The organism is Rhizobium sp. BK316, assembly GCF_014193695.1.
Classification (GTDB): domain Bacteria; phylum Pseudomonadota; class Alphaproteobacteria; order Rhizobiales; family Rhizobiaceae; genus Rhizobium.
In genome coordinates this window covers 852935-870126 of record NZ_JACHZR010000001.1, presented here as the reverse complement: position 1 = coordinate 870126, position 17192 = coordinate 852935, and the positions used below count along the sequence as shown (strand labels likewise).

At 60.2% G+C, this 17192-nt stretch carries 17 protein-coding genes; 9 read left to right on the top strand and 8 right to left on the bottom strand.

Annotated elements, in window-relative coordinates; translation table 11 throughout:
- Positions 1-90 precede the first annotated feature (90 nt).
- From FHT87_RS03820 to FHT87_RS03810, 3 genes are read left to right on the top strand one after another with little or no spacing between them, the layout of a single operon-like run.
- Entirely contained in the window at positions 91-1218 is a 1128-nt protein-coding gene (locus FHT87_RS03820; protein WP_183799574.1) for a tartrate dehydrogenase, read from the top strand.
- Positions 1219-1254: 36 nt separating this feature from the next.
- Positions 1255-2733, top strand: coding sequence for an NAD-dependent succinate-semialdehyde dehydrogenase (locus FHT87_RS03815; RefSeq protein ID WP_183799571.1), 1479 nt, complete (start codon positions 1255-1257; stop codon positions 2731-2733).
- A gap of 10 nt (positions 2734-2743) precedes the next feature.
- On the top strand, positions 2744-3538 hold the full coding sequence (locus tag FHT87_RS03810; protein ID WP_183725549.1) for an aldolase/citrate lyase family protein: 795 nt from the start codon (positions 2744-2746) through the stop codon (positions 3536-3538).
- 19 nt (positions 3539-3557) lie between these two features.
- Here the strand turns inward: FHT87_RS03810 and FHT87_RS03805 are convergent, their stop codons facing one another.
- From FHT87_RS03805 to FHT87_RS03780, 6 genes are all read right to left on the bottom strand, one after another.
- Positions 3558-4283 (bottom strand): SDR family oxidoreductase, encoded by a 726-nt coding sequence (locus tag FHT87_RS03805; RefSeq protein WP_183799568.1) that lies wholly within the window; start codon positions 4281-4283, stop codon positions 3558-3560.
- Positions 4284-4295: 12 nt separating this feature from the next.
- Positions 4296-5357, bottom strand: a complete 1062-nt coding sequence (gene ugpC / locus FHT87_RS03800; protein WP_183725545.1) for a sn-glycerol-3-phosphate ABC transporter ATP-binding protein UgpC — start codon at positions 5355-5357, stop codon at positions 4296-4298.
- Between the two features lie 61 nt (positions 5358-5418).
- Positions 5419-5625: a DUF2160 family membrane protein gene (locus FHT87_RS03795; RefSeq protein WP_183725543.1), complete on the bottom strand. Its 207-nt coding sequence runs from the start codon at positions 5623-5625 to the stop codon at positions 5419-5421.
- Between the two features lie 4 nt (positions 5626-5629).
- Entirely contained in the window at positions 5630-6466 is an 837-nt protein-coding gene (locus tag FHT87_RS03790) for a carbohydrate ABC transporter permease (protein ID WP_183799565.1), read from the bottom strand.
- A 4-nt stretch (positions 6467-6470) separates the two neighbouring features.
- Positions 6471-7346: a sugar ABC transporter permease gene (locus tag FHT87_RS03785; protein WP_183799562.1), complete on the bottom strand. Its 876-nt coding sequence runs from the start codon at positions 7344-7346 to the stop codon at positions 6471-6473.
- A gap of 95 nt (positions 7347-7441) precedes the next feature.
- Complete coding sequence (locus FHT87_RS03780; protein WP_183799560.1) at positions 7442-8875, bottom strand: extracellular solute-binding protein; 1434 nt, start codon at positions 8873-8875, stop codon at positions 7442-7444.
- Positions 8876-9170: 295 nt separating this feature from the next.
- Between FHT87_RS03780 and FHT87_RS03775 the strand changes: the two genes are divergently transcribed.
- From FHT87_RS03775 to FHT87_RS03750, 6 genes are all read left to right on the top strand, one after another.
- Positions 9171-10055, top strand: a complete 885-nt coding sequence (locus FHT87_RS03775) for a sugar phosphate isomerase/epimerase (protein ID WP_183725535.1) — start codon at positions 9171-9173, stop codon at positions 10053-10055.
- A 64-nt stretch (positions 10056-10119) separates the two neighbouring features.
- Positions 10120-11334 (top strand): ROK family protein, encoded by a 1215-nt coding sequence (locus FHT87_RS03770; RefSeq protein WP_183799558.1) that lies wholly within the window; start codon positions 10120-10122, stop codon positions 11332-11334.
- A 26-nt stretch (positions 11335-11360) separates the two neighbouring features.
- Positions 11361-12338: a sugar kinase gene (locus FHT87_RS03765; protein ID WP_183799556.1), complete on the top strand. Its 978-nt coding sequence runs from the start codon at positions 11361-11363 to the stop codon at positions 12336-12338.
- On the top strand, positions 12338-13612 hold the full coding sequence (locus tag FHT87_RS03760; RefSeq protein ID WP_183799554.1) for a D-tagatose-bisphosphate aldolase, class II, non-catalytic subunit: 1275 nt from the start codon (positions 12338-12340) through the stop codon (positions 13610-13612). Before FHT87_RS03765 ends, FHT87_RS03760 begins: the two co-directional genes overlap by 1 nt.
- Before the next feature lie 24 nt (positions 13613-13636).
- Positions 13637-14362 (top strand): SDR family oxidoreductase, encoded by a 726-nt coding sequence (locus tag FHT87_RS03755; protein ID WP_183799552.1) that lies wholly within the window; start codon positions 13637-13639, stop codon positions 14360-14362.
- Positions 14363-14373: 11 nt separating this feature from the next.
- Positions 14374-15147, top strand: a complete 774-nt coding sequence (locus tag FHT87_RS03750) for an SDR family oxidoreductase (RefSeq protein WP_183725525.1) — start codon at positions 14374-14376, stop codon at positions 15145-15147.
- A 239-nt stretch (positions 15148-15386) separates the two neighbouring features.
- Here the strand turns inward: FHT87_RS03750 and FHT87_RS03745 are convergent, their stop codons facing one another.
- Together FHT87_RS03745 and FHT87_RS03740 are read right to left on the bottom strand one after the other, a co-directional pair.
- Positions 15387-16097: an MgtC/SapB family protein gene (locus FHT87_RS03745; protein ID WP_183799550.1), complete on the bottom strand. Its 711-nt coding sequence runs from the start codon at positions 16095-16097 to the stop codon at positions 15387-15389.
- A 137-nt stretch (positions 16098-16234) separates the two neighbouring features.
- On the bottom strand, positions 16235-17149 hold the full coding sequence (locus FHT87_RS03740) for a hydrogen peroxide-inducible genes activator (RefSeq protein WP_183725521.1): 915 nt from the start codon (positions 17147-17149) through the stop codon (positions 16235-16237).
- Positions 17150-17192: the final 43 nt, after the last annotated feature.

Below are 17192 nucleotides of genomic sequence, written 5' to 3'. Positions count from 1 at the left end.
AATGTTGCTTGCCTTTGACGACAGCCGCTTGATTGCCAAGCAGATGTTGCCGATCAATGGCGACCTTATCTGACGATGAGTGGGGATCCCATGAACGCCAATACCAACGCCTCGCCCCGCCGCTATCGCATCGCTTCCGTTCCGGGCGATGGTATCGGCCCCGAAGTCATCGCCGCCGGCCTTGAAGTGCTGGATGTGCTGGCCGCCCGAAGCGGTACTTTCGTGCTAGACATCGATCACTATGACTGGGGCAGCGAGCGCTACCGCAAGACCGGTGCCTTCATGCCTGACGATGCGTTGTCCCTGCTGAAGCAGGCTGACGCCATCTATTTCGGCGCCGTCGGCGCGCCTGACGTGCCGGATCACGTCACGCTCTGGGGCCTGCGCCTGCCGATCTGCCAGCGTCTCGACCAATATGCCAATATCCGGCCGACCCGCATCTTCCCCGGCGTGAAAAGCCCGCTGAGGGGTGTGGAAGAAGGCGATCTCGACTGGCTGATCGTGCGCGAAAATTCGGAGGGGGAATATTCCGGCCATGGCGGCCGCGCCCATATCGGCCTGCCCGAGGAAGTGGCGACCGAGACTTCGATCTTCACACGTCGTGGCGTCGAACGCATCATGCGTTTCGCGTTCCGCGAGGCGCAGAAGCGCCCACGCAAGCTCTTGACCGTCGTTACCAAGTCCAACGCCCAGCGCCACGGCCTGGTGTTGTGGGACGAGATCGCCGCCGAGGTCGCCAAGGACTTCCCCGACGTGACCTGGGACAAGGAACTGGTCGATGCCATGACTTTCCGCATGGTCGCAAAACCAAAGAGCATCGACACTGTCGTTGCGACCAACCTGCATGCCGACATCCTGTCCGATCTCGCGGCGGCACTTGCGGGCTCTCTCGGCATCGCGCCGACCGGCAATGTCGATCCCGAGCGCCGTTTTCCCTCGATGTTCGAGCCGATCCACGGTTCGGCCTTCGATATTATCGGCAAGGGCATCGCCAATCCGGTCGCAAGCTTCTGGACGGCATCGCTGATGCTGGAACATCTCGGCGAGGCGACTGCGGCAAAGATACTGATCTCGGCGGTGGAACAGGTCTGCGTTGCCGGCATTCTCACTCCAGATCTTGGCGGCAAGGCGACGACGGCGGATGTGACACGCGCCGTTTGCGAAGCGCTGCGGGGATCGAACTTCGCCCCCGATAACGAGAATATTCCGGCCGTCTGATCTCCCGGCAGCCGCATATATGGAAGGTATCCGGTCATGACCAACAGACTTTCAGGCTACAAGCTCCGCCGTCCGGAGCTTTTCCGCGAAGCGAATTATATCGGCGGCCAGTGGGTGCAGGCCGATAGCGGCCGCAGCTACGATGTCACCAATCCCGCCACCGGCGAGGTGATCGGCACCGTGCCGGCCATGAGTGCGGTCGAGACGAACCGTGCGATCGATGCCGCCTACAAGGCGCAGAAGGCATGGGCGGCGCTGACCGCCGAGCAGCGCGCCAATCATCTCTGGAAGCTCGCCGAGCTGATGCACGAGAATCTTGAGGACCTTGCCGCGATCATGACGATCGAGCAGGGCAAGCCGCTCTCCGAAAGCCGCGGCGAGGTCGTCTATTCCGCAAGCTTCATCGAATGGTTCGCCGAAGAGGCAAGACGCATCTATGGCGACACGATCCCTTCGCCAGTTCCGGGGCGTCGGCTGATCGTGCAGAAACAACCGGTTGGCGTCTTCGCGGCAATCACGCCGTGGAACTTCCCGTCGGCAATGATCACCCGCAAGGCCGGTCCCGGCTGGGCGGCAGGCTGCACCGGTGTCATCCGTCCGGCGAGCCAGACGCCCTATTCGGCGCTGGCGCTGGCGGTGATGGCGGAAGAGGCGGGTTTTCCGGCCGGCGTCTGCAACGTCATTACCGGCCCCTCATCGGAAACAGGTCCCGCAATCACCAGCAGCCCGAAGGTGCGCAAGCTCACCTTCACCGGCAGCACGGCAGTCGGCGCCAAGCTGCTCGCCGAATGTGCGCCGACCATCAAGAAGACCAGCATGGAACTCGGCGGCAATGCGCCTTTCATCGTCTTTGACGACGCCGATCTCGACGAGGCGGTCAAGGGTGCCATGGGCTCCAAGTTCCGCAATACGGGACAAACCTGCGTCTGTGCCAATCGCATTCTCGTGCAGGACAAGGTGCATGGCGCCTTTGCCGAAAAGCTCGCAGCCGCCGTTGCCAGGCTGAAGCTCGGCAACGGCATGGAGGAGGGCGTCACCCTCGGCCCGTTGATCGACGAGGCGGCGGTCAAGAAGGTCGAGACGCACGTCGAGGATGCCGTCAAACACGGTGCAAAAATCGTCTCCGGCGGCAGGCGCGATCAGCGCGGCGGCAATTTCTACCTGCCCACCATTCTCTCAGATGTCTCCCCTGCAGCGGAAATCTTCTCCGACGAGACGTTCGGCCCTGTTGCCCCGCTTTTCAGCTTCAAGACGGAGGAGGAAGCGATCGAAATGGCGAATGATACCCCCTTCGGTCTTGCCGCCTATTTTTATGCCCGCGACGTCGGCCGCATCTTCCGGGTTGCCGAGGCTCTCGAATTCGGCATTGTCGGTATCAACGAGGGACTCATCTCGACAGCCGTCGCTCCTTTCGGCGGCATGAAGCAGTCCGGCATCGGCCGGGAAGGCTCGAAATACGGCATCGAAGAGTTCCTCGAGGTCAAATACATGGCCATTGGTGGCCTGACGAACTGAGGAGAATGCCATGAGTGCAACTGACATCGACGGCTTTGCAGCCCGGATCAGGAACCATGCAAGCGGGATGATTTCCGCCTGGGTGGGCATTCCCGATCCGCTGCTGGTCAATCATCTGGCCCAGGAAGCCTTTGATGCCGTCGTACTCGACATGCAGCATGGCATGTGGGATCTGCCGTCGGCCGCGGCCGCCGTCAGTCATGTGCGTATTGCCGGCAAGCCGGCGCTCGCCCGTATTCCGGTCGGCGATTTCGCCTCTGCCTCGCGTCTGCTCGATGCCGGTGCGTCGGGCATCATCGCGCCGATGATCAACTCGGCCGAGGATGCGAAGGCCTTCGTCAAGGCCACCAAATACCCGCCCGTCGGCGAACGCAGCTGGGGTCCTTCGCTGGCTCTCAACCATACCGGTCTCTCCGCCGACGACTACCTCAAAAATGCCAATGACCTGACGGTCGCGATCGCCATGGTCGAGACGCGTGCATCGCTCGAAGCAATCGACGATATTCTTGGCGTGCCCGGCATCGATGGCATCTTCATCGGTCCCTCGGACCTTTCCATCGCACTTTCCAACGGCGATCAAGTCGCACCGAATGCCGCCGAGATCGACAGCGCCATGCGGCATGCCGTTGCGCGTTGCCGCGCGCATTCAAAATTCGCCTGCGCCTTTGCCGGTGACGGTGAGCGCGCCGGCGAACTTCTGAAATTCGGCTTCGCCTTTGTCATCGCCGGCGCGGAAACCGCGCAGTTGCGCTCCGGCGCCCGCAAACAGATCAACGCCGCCAGGAAGATTGCCTCCGGCGGCTGATCCATAGGCATATACGGTCTCAAGCGATCATGTAGCCGCCATCGACAGGCATGGAGATGCCGTTGACCATCGCGGCTTCGTCCGAGAGCAGAAAGAGGATCACCTCTGCCACGTCCTCGGACTCCGCGAACCGTCCGACCGGGATGCGGCTCAGCATGCCGGCGGCCTTTTCCGGATCGCTCCACGCCTTCATCGCCATCGGCGTCAGCGTCACCGTCGGATGTACGCCATTGACGCGGATGCCTTTCGGCGCCAGTTCCTTGGCCATGACGCGTGTCAGGCCATCAAGACCGCCCTTCGACGCGCAATAGGCGGCATGATCAGGAATGCCGACAAAGGCGGCGACGGAGGAGACATTGACGATGGCGCCCTTGCGACCCCCTTCGATCAGGGAGCGCGCAAATTCCTGTGCGACGATCATCGGAGCGCGCGTGTTGACGGCTATCAGATGATCGAAGGCCTCTGTCGTGGTGTCCAGGAAGGATTGCAGCTCGGTCGTACCGGCGCAGTTGATCAGAAGATCCGCTGGCAGTGCAGCTTGCGCAGCCTCCCGCGTGGCTTTCGCATCGGCAAGATCGACCTGAATGGCCCGGCAGCCCAGATCCTCCCGTAAGGAAACGACATCGTCAGCACTTCTGGTCAGTGCCGCGACCTCAGCCTCGCGCTTGACCAATATCTCTGCGACGACACGGCCGATGCCCTTGCCGGCGCCGGTGACGATGACTTTTTTACCTTCAAAATTCATGTGATCCTCGTTTTACAATCGCTGTCCCGTCGCCTGATCAAAGATGTGAACGCGTCTCGGATCAATATGAAAGTGCAATGTCTTGCCGGGTGCGACCTCAATGCGTTCACGGATGAGGGCATCGATCGGGGTGCCGCCGACACGGCCGAAGATCAGTGTTTCGGAGCCGGTTGGCTCGTATACTGAAACTTCCACCGGAATGCCGTCGTCACTGATGGTGATGTGTTCCGGGCGAATGCCGTAAGTCACTGCTTTGCCGTCCTCAGCATTCACGCGGTCCACGGGCAGGATGACGCCCTGGTCGGTGATGACGATTTGCTTGCCGTCCCTTGTCGCGATCTTGCCCTGAAGAAAATTCATCGATGGGCTGCCGATGAAGCCGGCCACGAAGAGATTGGCAGGGAAATCGTACAGGTCGAGCGGTTTGCCGACCTGTTCCACCCTTCCGTCGCGCATGACGACAATCTTGTTTGCCATCGTCATTGCTTCGATTTGGTCATGCGTGACGTAGACGGTGGTGGTTTTCAGCCGCTGATGCAGTTCCTTGATTTCGACGCGCATGGTGACGCGAAGCTTGGCATCGAGGTTGGACAGCGGTTCGTCGAACAGGAAAACCTGCGGGTCGCGGACGATGGCCCGGCCCATGGCGACGCGTTGGCGCTGTCCGCCTGACAGCTGTTTCGGGTAGCGGTCGAGATAGCGTGTCAGGTCGAGGATCTCGGCTGCCCTGCCGACCTTTTCGTCGATCTCCGACTTGGGGCGTTTCTGCATCTTCAGCGGAAAGCCCATGTTCTCGGCGACCGTCTTGTGAGGGTAGAGCGCATAGCTCTGGAAGACCATGGCGATGTCGCGTTCCTTCGGCGGAGCGTTCGTCACGACGCGGCCGCCGATCCTGATGTCGCCGCTGCTGACCGTTTCAAGACCGGCGATCATGCGCAGCAGCGTGGACTTGCCGCAGCCGGATGGGCCGACCAGCACGACGAATTCACCATCCTCGATATCGACGCTGACGCCGTGCATGACCTGAAGAGCGCCATATCTCTTGGTGACGTCGCTGACCTGTACGTTTGCCAATCTCGTTTCTCCCTAATGCAGCACCGCTTGCGTATTGATGTTGTTGACAGAATGCACCGCTTCACCCCTTCCGGATGATGTAGGCGCCGAGCACGGCGGAGATTGCCACGGCGAACCAGACCGAAAGCCCGAACGGTTCGATGAACCGCATCCAGAACAGGGAGAGTGCGACCCAGATCACGACGGAGATGAACAGCCGGTCGAACCAGTTCGTCTCGATCGGCAGGAAGCCCGGCTGTTTTTCGTTGTTTCGAGAATCCGAAGCCATCTCGCTATCCTTTCACTGCGCCGAAGGTCAGGCCGGCAACGATGTGACGCTGCACCACCGAGAAGACGATGAGCGCCGGGATCAATGTCAGCATCGAGATCGCGGCCATAATGCCCCAGGCCGTCCCTGTCGTCGTCACGTATTCCGACAGGCCGGTGGTGAGTGTGCGGGCGTTGAAGTTGGTGAGTGTCGCGGCAAGCAGATATTCGTTCCACGCGAAGACCCAGGTGAGGATGAGCGTCACTGCAAGCCCCGGTCGCGCCAAGGGAAAGACGATGTCGTAGAGGACCATCCAGGGGCTTGCGCCATCCATATAGGCCGCCTCGTCCAGTTCCTTGGGAATGCCCTCTACAGTCGGACGCAGCGTCCAGATGGCAAAGGGAAGGTTGAAGGAACAGTAGACCAGGATCATGCCGAGCCTGGAATCCGCCAGTGAGAAGTCGCCGATCCTGTAGACCTGCGTCAGCAACAGGAAAAGCGGCAGCAGGAAGACGGCCGGGGGCGCCATGCGGTTGGTGATCGTCCAGAAGAAAATGCTTTCCTTGCCGGCGAGATCAAAGCGGCTCAGCGCGTAACAGGCAAGAAAACCGAGGGTCGTGACCAGGATTGCGTTTCCAGACGAGATGACCAGCGAATTGATCATGTATCGCCGCAATGTCTCGTTCGTCAGCACGTCCTGATAGTTCTTCCAGAAGAAGTTGCTGATGACGACGTCTGGCGTCGAGAACAGGTCGAAGGGCTGCTTTACCGATATGACGAAGAGCCAATAGATCGGGAAAAGGGTTGCAAAGCTTATCAGCGTCCACAAGAGAACCGAAAGCCAGGGGTTCCGTCTCTGCATCGGATCAACCTCTCTTCGCGCGGGGAGCAATCAAGCCAACGTAGAGCAGCCAGCAGACGACGATGGTGAGGTAAAGCACGACGACCGAAATCGCCGAACCGTAGCCGTAGTTCGTCTTCGGAAAGACTTCCCTGAAGATGTGGACGCCGATGTAGCGCGTCGAAGACCCCGGACCGCCCCCGGTCAGCATCAGGACTTCGTCGACCGTGCGCAGCGCGTCCATGAGCCTGATGAACACCGTGGCCAGCAGGGCGGGACGGATCAGAGGGAGCGTAATGTGCCAGAAGATCTGGCTCTTGCCGGCGCCATCGATCTGCGCCTGCTCGAAGGGATCTGGCGGAAGCGAGACCAAGGCAGCAATCAGGGACAGGGTGACCAGCGGTGTCCAGTGCCAGACGTCCATGATAACGGTAATGGTGAAGGCCGCGGCGGCGCTCTGCCCGATGTTCAAATCATACCCGAACCAGCTTCGTAAGAGATATGGGATGATGCCGATCGACGGTGTTGTCATCAGCTTCCACACCGATCCGACGATGATGGGTGCCATGATCAGAGGAAGGGTGTGGATGGTGCGGAAGAACGCCTTTCCCGGAAAATCCTTCATCAGCGCCTGCGCGAGCACGTATCCGAGGACGAGTTCGGAAACGACAGCGAAGAAGACGAATGCGATGGTGATTCCCAGTGAGGCGAGGAATTGTTTGTCGAAGACGAGGGTGCGGTAGTTCGAAGCCCAGTTGAAGACCATCAGCGGATTTGCGGCGAAGGGATTCCACTGGTGAAACGAAACCCAGACGACGTAGATGAATGGAAAGATGCCGAAGAGCCCGAGGATCAGGATCGTCGGTGACAGCAGCAGCCATCCAAGCTTTTGTGAATGCATTGCCTCATCCTCTCTGGCCCCCTGGGGCGGCCTATCGAGCCAAGAAAGAGACGGGTCGCCAAGCGAAGACGACCCGCCAAGGTGGGGAGGATGATTTATTTGCGATAGCCGAGCGACGTGAGCTCCTCTTCCGTCTTGGCGGCCATCTGGTCGAGGCCTTCGTCGGGCGCGATCTTGCCGGTCAGGATGTCGAAGAAGATCGGCAGGGTTGCTTCACGCAACTGGGCGTGGAACGGATACGGGGGTGCGCCGGCGAAGAGTTTGCCTTCATCCTTCAGCATCGTGTAGAAGCCGCCGAGCTTGACATCCATCGCCTTGACCTTCGGATCATCGAAGGTCGCCTTATTGGTGATGCGGGGTGCCGCGATCGCCCAATCGGGCTGCACATCGTTCTGACCCATGAATTCGAGGAAGAGCAGGGCCGCTTCCTTGTTCTTGGACGTAATCGGCAGGCCGAAAGCGCCGCCGTCGTAATAGCCGATATAGCCCTTTCCGGATTTCGCATCTTCCAGAACGCCCGGTTCGAGCGGCGGCAGGGCAAAGCCTACTTTGTCGACCACCTTCGACTGCGCAGGATCACTCGCAATCCATGCCGCGTTCTCGCCGTAGATCAATCCTTGGGCGACACGGCCGGCAGCGAAGGTCGTCGCAGTCTCCGTCCAGGTGGACTGGGTCGATTCCGGTGGAGCGATATCGCGCAGGTGCAGCCAGTATTTCAGCGCGGCCTTCGCCTTGTCGCTGTTCATCGCGCCGCCATGCTCGACGGTTGCGGCATAGTTGTTGCTGGCGTCGATGCCCCAGTTATAGACGCCGAAGGTCGGCGCGATGGATTCGAAATATTCGTACCAGGACGCCGCGTGACCTGTATGGGCCTGAGCCGTGGTGCCCCATAGCTCAATGCCGTTATCCTTGCCGTATTTGGTGAAGAATTCGGCGATCTGCGTGTAGTCCTCATGCGTGGTCGCCGGCTTGAGGTCCTTGCCGGTTTCCTTCTTGAAGGCTTCCTTGATCTTCGGATCGTCGAAAAGGTCCTTGCGATAGAGATAGGTCTTCAGGAAGGCTTCCATCGGGACGCCAAAGAGATCGCCCTTCTTGTCCTTGAAATAGTCGGCGAAGCTGGTGAAGTTCGCGTCGTCGTAGGTCGGCGCCTTCAGATCCGCCTGATCCTTCAGCGTCTGAGTGATGTTGACGAGAAAATTCCGGGACAGATACGAGTAGATGATGTCCTGTTCGATGTAGACCATGTCATAGATGCCGGTCTTGGCCTCCATGTCCTTGATGGCCTTGTCGTACATCTGATCCCAGGACGTCGTCTCGATCTCGACCTTGATGCCGGTCTTCTTCTCGAATTCCGGAGCGAGCACGTTCTTGATGTAGTTCGATGGCGGCGTGCTTTCGGTCACGCCGTGCAAGGTCACGCCTTTGAACTTGGCGCCGGCGTCAGACCAGAAGTCTGCCCAAGCCGGCGAAGCGGCGGTGGCGAGGCTGAGCGTCAGCGCAAGCGCGCTGGCCTTCAGAGCGTAATTCATTTCAATCCTCCCAGATAGCAGCGAGATCATTTCGCCGAGCCATTTTGTAGACGAAAAATACTGCCCACGCAATATTTGTTGTCTAAACCTGCAAATATGACGGCTATGTTGTTGATTTTGGTGAGAACTAATTCCGGCGAAAATAACAATGCAGGATTATCAAACTAAAAATGCTGCAACGCAACGAATTTGCTCGCAGGGGCAAAATCAGAATCTGTGAATTTATTTGTTGCTTTACCATACTAAATGGCATAGCTGTGGCGCAATTGAAGGCTTTCAGCGGAGGAAAAAAGCCATGCGCCGATTGGGCATCCATTCATTTGTATGGACAGGCGGCCAAACACAGGAGGGCCTTGAAATGGCCCTTAACAAAACGGCCGAGCATGGATATCGCACGATCGAATTCGCTTATCTGCGCCCCGAGAAGTTCAATCTCGACCGTCTGGCGAAGCTCGCACAATCGCTCGATGTCGAGATCGGCGTGACGATGGGGCTGCCGGTCGACAAGGATATTTCGAGCGAGGATGCCGCTGCTGTATCCGCCGGCAAGCAGACGCTGGCCGATGCGGTGCGTGCGGTCCGTGACATCGGCGGAAACAAGCTCGGCGGTATTCTCTATTCCGCGCACACCAAGTACAACCGCCAACCGACGAAGAAGGGCTGGGACAACAGCGTCGCTACGATCGCTGCGACCGCTGATGTCGCGAAGGAAGCGAGGGTCGATCTCGTCCTGGAGATCGTCAATCGTTTCGAGACGAACCTTCTGAACACGGCGGCCCAGGGATTGAAGTTCATCGCCGAGACCGGATCGGACCATGTCCGACTGCATCTCGACACCTTTCACATGAATATCGAGGAAGCAAATCCCGCTGCCGCGATCCGGCTCGCCGGCGACAAGATCGGCTACTTCCACATCGGCGAAAGCAATCGCGGCTATCTTGGCGACGGCGTCATCAATTTCGATCTCATCTTCGATGCGTTGCTCGATATCGACTACAGGCGCGACATCGTGTTCGAAAGCTTTTCGACCGCCGTCGTCGATGAAGGCCTTTCGCTCGCCTGTGCAATCTGGCGCGACACGTGGACCGACAACGACCCGCTGGCGGCCCATGCCAAACGCTATATCGAATTGAAATATGAAGAAGCAAAACGCCGCCGCGTCACGAACGCTCGCCCCTGATAATCCTTCTGCCGATCTGCTTCGCAAGTGTAGGCTGAAGCAGTCGATTTGAAGAGAAATGAACATGAACGACACCGTTTCCATCGGAAGCTCGCCGCGCAGGATCAGGCAGAACAACATCGTCGCAGCCCTGCAGACGATCTACAGCCATCGCCGCCTGAGCCGGGCCGATCTGGCGCGGAAGCTCGGAATGAACCGTTCGTCGTCAGGCGAGATCGTTGCCGAACTGACGGAGAGCGGCTTTGTTCAGGAGTCGGAGGAGAACAGCAAACAGCGCCCGGAGCAATCCCGCGCCGGCCGTCCGGGGATCATGCTCAAACTGGTTCCGGATGCCGCGTTCTTCGCCGGGATCGAACTTGGCGTCGAGCATATATCTGCTGTCGTCGTGGATTTTTCGGCAGATGTCCGGGCTTGTCGCAGGCTGGCCTTCCACGCGCAGTCCTCGACCGTGGAGGAGGCGGTGGCATGCGGCGTCGAGCTCATTGTGGACGCGATGTCGAAGGAGATGATTGAGCGTTGTCGGGGGCTCGGCATATCCGTGCCGGCGCATATCCGGCCGGAAGGGATTGTCACGCTTGCGCCGATCATCGGCTGGCGGGAGGTGCCTTTGAAGGAGATCGGCCGCAGCGCCTTTCCGGCCGAGGTGCCGATCGCGGTCGAAAACGATGCCAACGCCTTCGCCATCGGTGACAGCTATCGTCACGGCGTTGCCGGTGTAACGCTCTTTCTGCTCATGGAGACCGGCGTCGGCGGCGGGATCATGATCGACGGAAAGCTGTTTCGCGGCGGTCATGGCCTTGCAGGCGAAATCGGCCATACCCTCGTGCCGGGAAGCGGGGGACAGAAATTCGAGCAATTGATCGGCCGCGAAGTGCTGATCCGGCAGTACCGGGAAGCGACCGGCCGCACCGACGCAGACCTGCAGGAGTTCCTCACCGACGTTCGCGATCGCGTTCCGGACGCGGTAAACATAGCGGAGATCTGGTCGCGGCATCTTGCCTATGCGCTGCTTCAGGCCTGTCGTCTGCTCGACCCGGACCGGATCGTGCTGGGCGGTTCCGTGGCCTCGCTCTATCCGATGGTGGCTGCCCGCGTGGCGGTCCACATGTCGGAGGGCCAGAATATTCCTTTTCCGACACCCGAGATCGTCGTCGATGGCGATGCGGAGTTCGGTTCCGCCTTCGGGGCGGCATGCATGCTGCACCGGCGCTTCCTTTCTCTCGAAAACGAGGAGTTCGGTGGCGAAGACGGTGCAATACAACGGTCAACAGCGATTTAACGACATCTATCGAAAGCAGGATGGCAATGGCTTCAGTGTTGGCTCCGGATCATCTCGGTCCCACGGTTTGCGTCGGCGAGATCCTCGTGGAGATCGTTGCTACGACAACCGGAGACGGATTCCTGGAAGCTCAGCCGCTTGTCGGCCCGTTTGCCAGCGGGGCGCCGGCGATCTTCATCTCGCAATGCGGCCGGCTTGGCGGAGCGGCGGCAATGGTGGGTGCGGTCGGCAATGACGATTTCGGTCGCGTCAATATCGACCGCCTCAGGCGCGATGGCGTCGATGTGTCTACCATTGCCATCGATCCTGACTATCCGACTGGAAGCGCCTTCGTCCGTTACCGCAAGGACGGCTCCCGTGACTTCGTCTACAATATCGCGAAATCCGCGGCCGCCCGCTTCGGCTGGTCTCAGGGTGTCGCCGATCTCATCAACCGCAGCGGACATCTCCATGTGATGGGTTCGGCTCTCTCCGTTCCGAGCGCTCGGGAAGTAATCGACAAGGCGGTCGATATTGTGAAGACGCGAGGCGGCACGCTCTCGGTCGATCCGAACATCCGCAAGGAATTGCAGCTCGATGAGGATACCGAGCGCCGATTTTCGAGGCTTGTCGCCGCCGCCGATCTTCTTTTGCCGTCAGGGGAAGAGCTCGAGCGTGCTGCAGGCATCGCGGGCGAAGCCGCGGCGATCCGCCGCCTGTTCGACATCGGCGTGAAGGAGATCGTGCTGAAGCGCGGAGCGGAGGGCGCGACCTATTTCGGCAGGGACGGAGACCGGATCGATGCTTCTGCATTCCTCGTCGAAGAGATCGATCCGACCGGTGCTGGCGATTGCTTCGGCGGCGCTTATCTCACCTGCCGGCGGCTCGGAATGTCTCCAGGCGAAGCTCTTGCCTATGGTTCGGCCGCGGGTGCGCGCAATGTGACGGTTCGCGGTCCGATGGAAGGCGCCGGTACGCGCCAGGAACTCGACGCCTTCATCGCCTCAACGGAAAGGCGTTCCTGATGCAGATAGCGCTCAACGAACTGGCTGCACTCAGGGTCCAGGGGCGTCCCGCGGGTATCGTCTCTGTCTGCTCGGCGCATCCAATCGTCCTGCGGGCAGCGTTGCGTCATGGACGTGACCATGCGAGCACGGTCCTGATCGAAGCCACCTGCAATCAGGTCAACCATCTGGGCGGCTATACCGGAATGACCCCTGCGGACTTTGCCGCCATCGTGCTGCGCATCGCCAAAGAGGAGGGCTGCCCCGAAAACCTCATCATGCTTGGGGGCGACCACCTCGGGCCGAATCCCTGGCGGGAACGTGCGGCCGAAGAGGCCATGGCGGAAGCCGAGAGAATGGTGGCGGCCTATGTCGATGCCGGATTCCGCAAGATCCATCTGGACGCGTCGATGGGCTGCATGGGCGAACCCGCCGCGTTGGACGACGAGACGACCGCCCATCGCGCTGCCCGCCTTGCCGCTGTCGCGGAGATCTCGGCAAGGCGGGCAGGGGGCGCCATGCCGGTTTATGTGATCGGCACCGAGGTTCCTCCTCCCGGCGGTGTGGATCATGCGCTGACCACGATCGAGCCGACCGCGGCTTCCGCCGCCAGGCGAACCATCGATGTCCATCGTCATGTCTTCACGGAGGCCGGCCTTGCGGAGGCGTTTACGCGCGCTATCGGCCTGGTGGTGCAGCCCGGCGTCGAGTTCGGCAACCATAACGTCGTCCGCTACGACCGCAGCAGGATCGACGCATTGAAACAGGTGCTCGGGGACGAGCCGCAATTCGTGTTCGAAGCGCATTCCACCGATTATCAGGGCACCGATCCGCTGACCGCGCTGGTCGAAGACGGATTCCCCATTCTCAAGGTCGGGCCGGAGCTGACCTTCGTGCTGCGCGAGGCGCTCTATGGACTGGATCTGATCGCCTCTGATCTCGTGCCTGATTATGGCGAGCGTCCGCTTTACGCCGCGATGGAAGCGCTCATGCTGGCGCATCGGGAAAACTGGAGCCGGCACTATCACGGCACGGAGAATGAGCAGCGCTGGCTTCGGCATTATTCGCTGTCCGATCGCATCCGATACTATTGGGCGTCGAAAGAGGCTCAATCCGCCGTCGCACGCCTTTGCGACGCGCTTGCCGGAAAATCCGTGCCGTTTCCGTTGTTCTGGCAGCACATGCCGGCCGCCCAGCAGTTTTGTGACATACCGCTGGATCCTGAGGAGGTTCTGATCTGGCGGGTGACGAAGAGCCTTGCCGACTATCATGCAGCATGCGGCGCAGGCAGATAGCGCTGCTCAACCGAGGAGGAAAGAATGAACGAGTTGAAAGGGAAGGTCGCGGCAATCACCGGCGCGGCGTCGGGTATCGGAATGGCGTCGACCGAGGCAATGATCGCGGCAGGCGCCACGGTCGTTCTCGTTGACCGCGACGAGAAGGCGCTTCAGTCGGCCTGCGAACGCCTTGGTGAGCGGGCGATACCTCTCGCTTTGGACCTGCTGGATCCTCAGGCTTGCGCTAAGCTTCTTGACCGCGTGTTGTCTAAGGTTGGGCAGCTCGACATTCTGCATGCCAACGCCGGCACCTATATCGGCGGGGACCTCGCAGATGCCGATCTGGACGCCATCGACAGGATGCTGAACCTGAACGTCAATGTCGTCATCAAGAATGTCCGGACGGTCATTCCGCACATGATCGAACGCGGCACCGGCGACATCATCGTCACGAGCTCGGTCGCAGGCCATGCGCCCGTTCCCTGGGAGCCGGTCTATTCGCCGTCGAAATGGGCGATGCATTGCTTCGTCCAGACGATGCGCAGGCAACTGCTGAAAAGCGGTATTCGTGTCGGCTCGGTTTCGCCGGGACCGGTCATCAGCGCGTTGCTTGCCGACTGGCCGGAAGAGAACCTGCGCAAGGCCAAGGAGGCCGGCGCCCTGATCGAACCCAAGGAGGTGGCGGATGCGATCATGTTCATGCTGACGCGTCCGCGCAACGTGACGATCCGCGACATCGTGGTTCTTCCAAGCGCATTCGACATCTGAGGAGCTTGACGATGAGCTATCAGGAAAAATTCCGCCTTGACGGCGAGCGTGCCGTCGTCACCGGCGGCGGGCGGGCCATCGGGCTTTGCTGCGCTCACGCACTCGCCGAAGCCGGTGCAGCCGTCGTCGTCATCGAGCGCAATGAATCCGACGCCGAGCAGGCTCTGGCGCTCAAAGACCAGGGATACGACGTCGAGCTGCGTCTCGGCGATGTGACCGATTCCGCCCGCATGGAGGCGATCGCCAATGAACTCGCCGGCAGTGGCCGCCCGGCGACGATCCTGGTGAACAATGCTGGTATCGGACAGAACGGGATTGCCGCCGAAGACGTCACGGACGCCGATTGGCTGCGGATGATGAATGTCAACGTCAACGGCGTCTTCTGGTGCTCGCGTTCCTTCGGCCGCCATATGGTGGCGATGAAACGGGGTGCGATCGTCAATCTCGGCTCGATGTCCGGCATCATCTGCAATCGGCCGCAGCCGCAGACGGCCTATAACGTTTCCAAGGCTGCCGTTCACCACCTCACCCGTTCCATGGCCGCCGAATGGGCTCAGCATGGTGTCAGGATCAATGCGGTCGCTCCGACCTATATCGAGACGCCGATGGTGGCTGCAGTCGAAGCTAATCGCGAGCGGATTCCGATCTGGCTCGCCGATACGCCGATGGGGCGAATGGGCACGCCTGAGGAGGTCGCAAGCGCGGTTCTCTTTCTCGCATCCGGTGCGGCAAGCCTGATGACGGGAGCAATCGTCAATGTCGATGCGGGATTCACCTGCTGGTAAACCGGGTCGGGTGAGAGTCTCAAGGCGCCGGCGATTCTGCTGACGCTTCGCTTTCTCCCGCCAGCCTGCCCATCCGCGCGGTGGTTCGTCAGCTTTTGACCGGATCATCCTTCACGGCATCGGCAAACTTCCGCATCAGGCGGACCAGATTGTCCAGATCACCGGGATCCCATGTCTTGAATACCTCGATCCCTATCCTCTCACGCGCCGCATCGTTGTGATCGTGATGACGTTGGCTGCTAAGCTCCGGTCGTGCGATGCTCGAAGCGGGTAACGCGAAAGTTCGTTTCCAAAGATGCAGCAATTTGGTCAGCACCCGGAATGCCTTGAACGGATGTCCATCTGATCTCGTAGATTAGCTCTCGGTACGCCTCATCGCTGTCCCTGAGCTCTGTGAAGGTCGCTTCTGAAAGCTCGATAGCCGCCTTCTTTATATCAGGAATGCCGGCCTCGACCGGCAGTCTGATTGCGACCATGCCTTTCTGTTGGCCTGATATCCACCGGTCTACCTGCTTCAGCGGAGAAAGGATCAGGACGGCCAGGACGGTAACAATGGAACCCACAGCGATTTGCCCGCCGCCGAAACACAGGCCGATCGCCGTGATCAGCCACAGCGTGGCCGCCGTAGTCACGCCGGTTGCGATGTCGCCCCTCTTCAGGATCGCCCCGCCACCGATAAAGCCCACGCCGGTGAGGACGCCGAGTGGGAAGCGCAATATATCCATTGATCCGTTCACGCTTTGGCTCGTCGCCAGGAGGATATTCGCCTGGATCATCGAGAGACAGGCCGCTAGTCCGACGAGGATGGTCGTGCGCAATCCCGCGACATGTCCCCCACGTTCCCTGTCGAGGCCGATGAATGCGCCGGCGATAATCGTTGCCGCCAGACGGATTGCGATGTCCGTCCAGCTCGGCGTGATCGGCATCAGGTCGATCAAATCCAATTCCATGCTCCCCTTGTCGCGGATCAGCGCTCAGAACGCGGGATCGCTGCCGATCGTTTAATGCGGGAAGCTAGAGCGCGGCCGGCAAGCCGGCCAGTGGGGCAGTAAAATCCGTCACGGAATCGGCAAGTGCAGGATCGGGTTCATTCCGCAGAGACCTGATGGCGCAGGCTTCCGGCCGAATGGCGAATGACCTCGGAAATCTGGAGCAGCTGCTTGGCCAGAGGCGTCGAATTGCGCCAGATGATTCCGATCGTTCGCAAGGGTTGGGGCGTGCGAAACCGGGAGATGGAGACATCCGCCGAGCGCGTCTCCACCGGCACCGCCATTTCGGGGATGAGGGTGACGCCGATACCGGCGCTGACCATCTGCACCAGCGTCGAGAGCGAGCTGCCTTCCATGATTTCGCGGGGACGCGTCGATTCTATTCCGCAGAAGGACAGGGCCTGATCGCGAAAGCAGTGCCCTTCCTCCAGGAGAAGCAGGCGCATTTCGCGCAGAGCCTCGGGTTCCGGCACCGGTTTGCCTTCGTCTTCGCGCCGTCGGACCAGCAGGAACTCCTCTTCGAACAGCCTGATTTCGGTCAGCGATGGCTCCGATACCGGCAATGCGACCACCGCCAGATCCAGCTCGCCCTGCGCCACTTCATGAACCAGCCTGGCCGTCAGCGTTTCGCGCACCTGAATTTCGATATTATCGAAGGTTCTGTTCAGGTCGCTGATAATCGCCGGGAGCAGATAGGGGGCGATGGTCGGAATGATGCCGATCCTCAGCCGCGTCAGCAGCCTGTCCTGCGAGGCGCGGGCAAGGTCGCCGAGTTCGTCCACAGCCCGTAGAATGTCGCGAACCCTCAGCGCAAAGAGCTGTCCGAAAGCGGTCAATTTCACTTCGCGCGCACCGCGTTCGAAGAGATTTCCGCCGAGCTCTTCCTCAAGCTCCTTGATCTGCATGGACAGAGCGGGTTGCGAGATCGCACAGGCATCGGCCGCATGCCGGAAACGGCCGTGACGTGCCAGGGCTTCGAAATAGCGAAGCTGCTTGAGGGTAATATTGGTCATAAGGCCAACTTATCGCAGCCATCAGTAAATCCAACTTAAAATT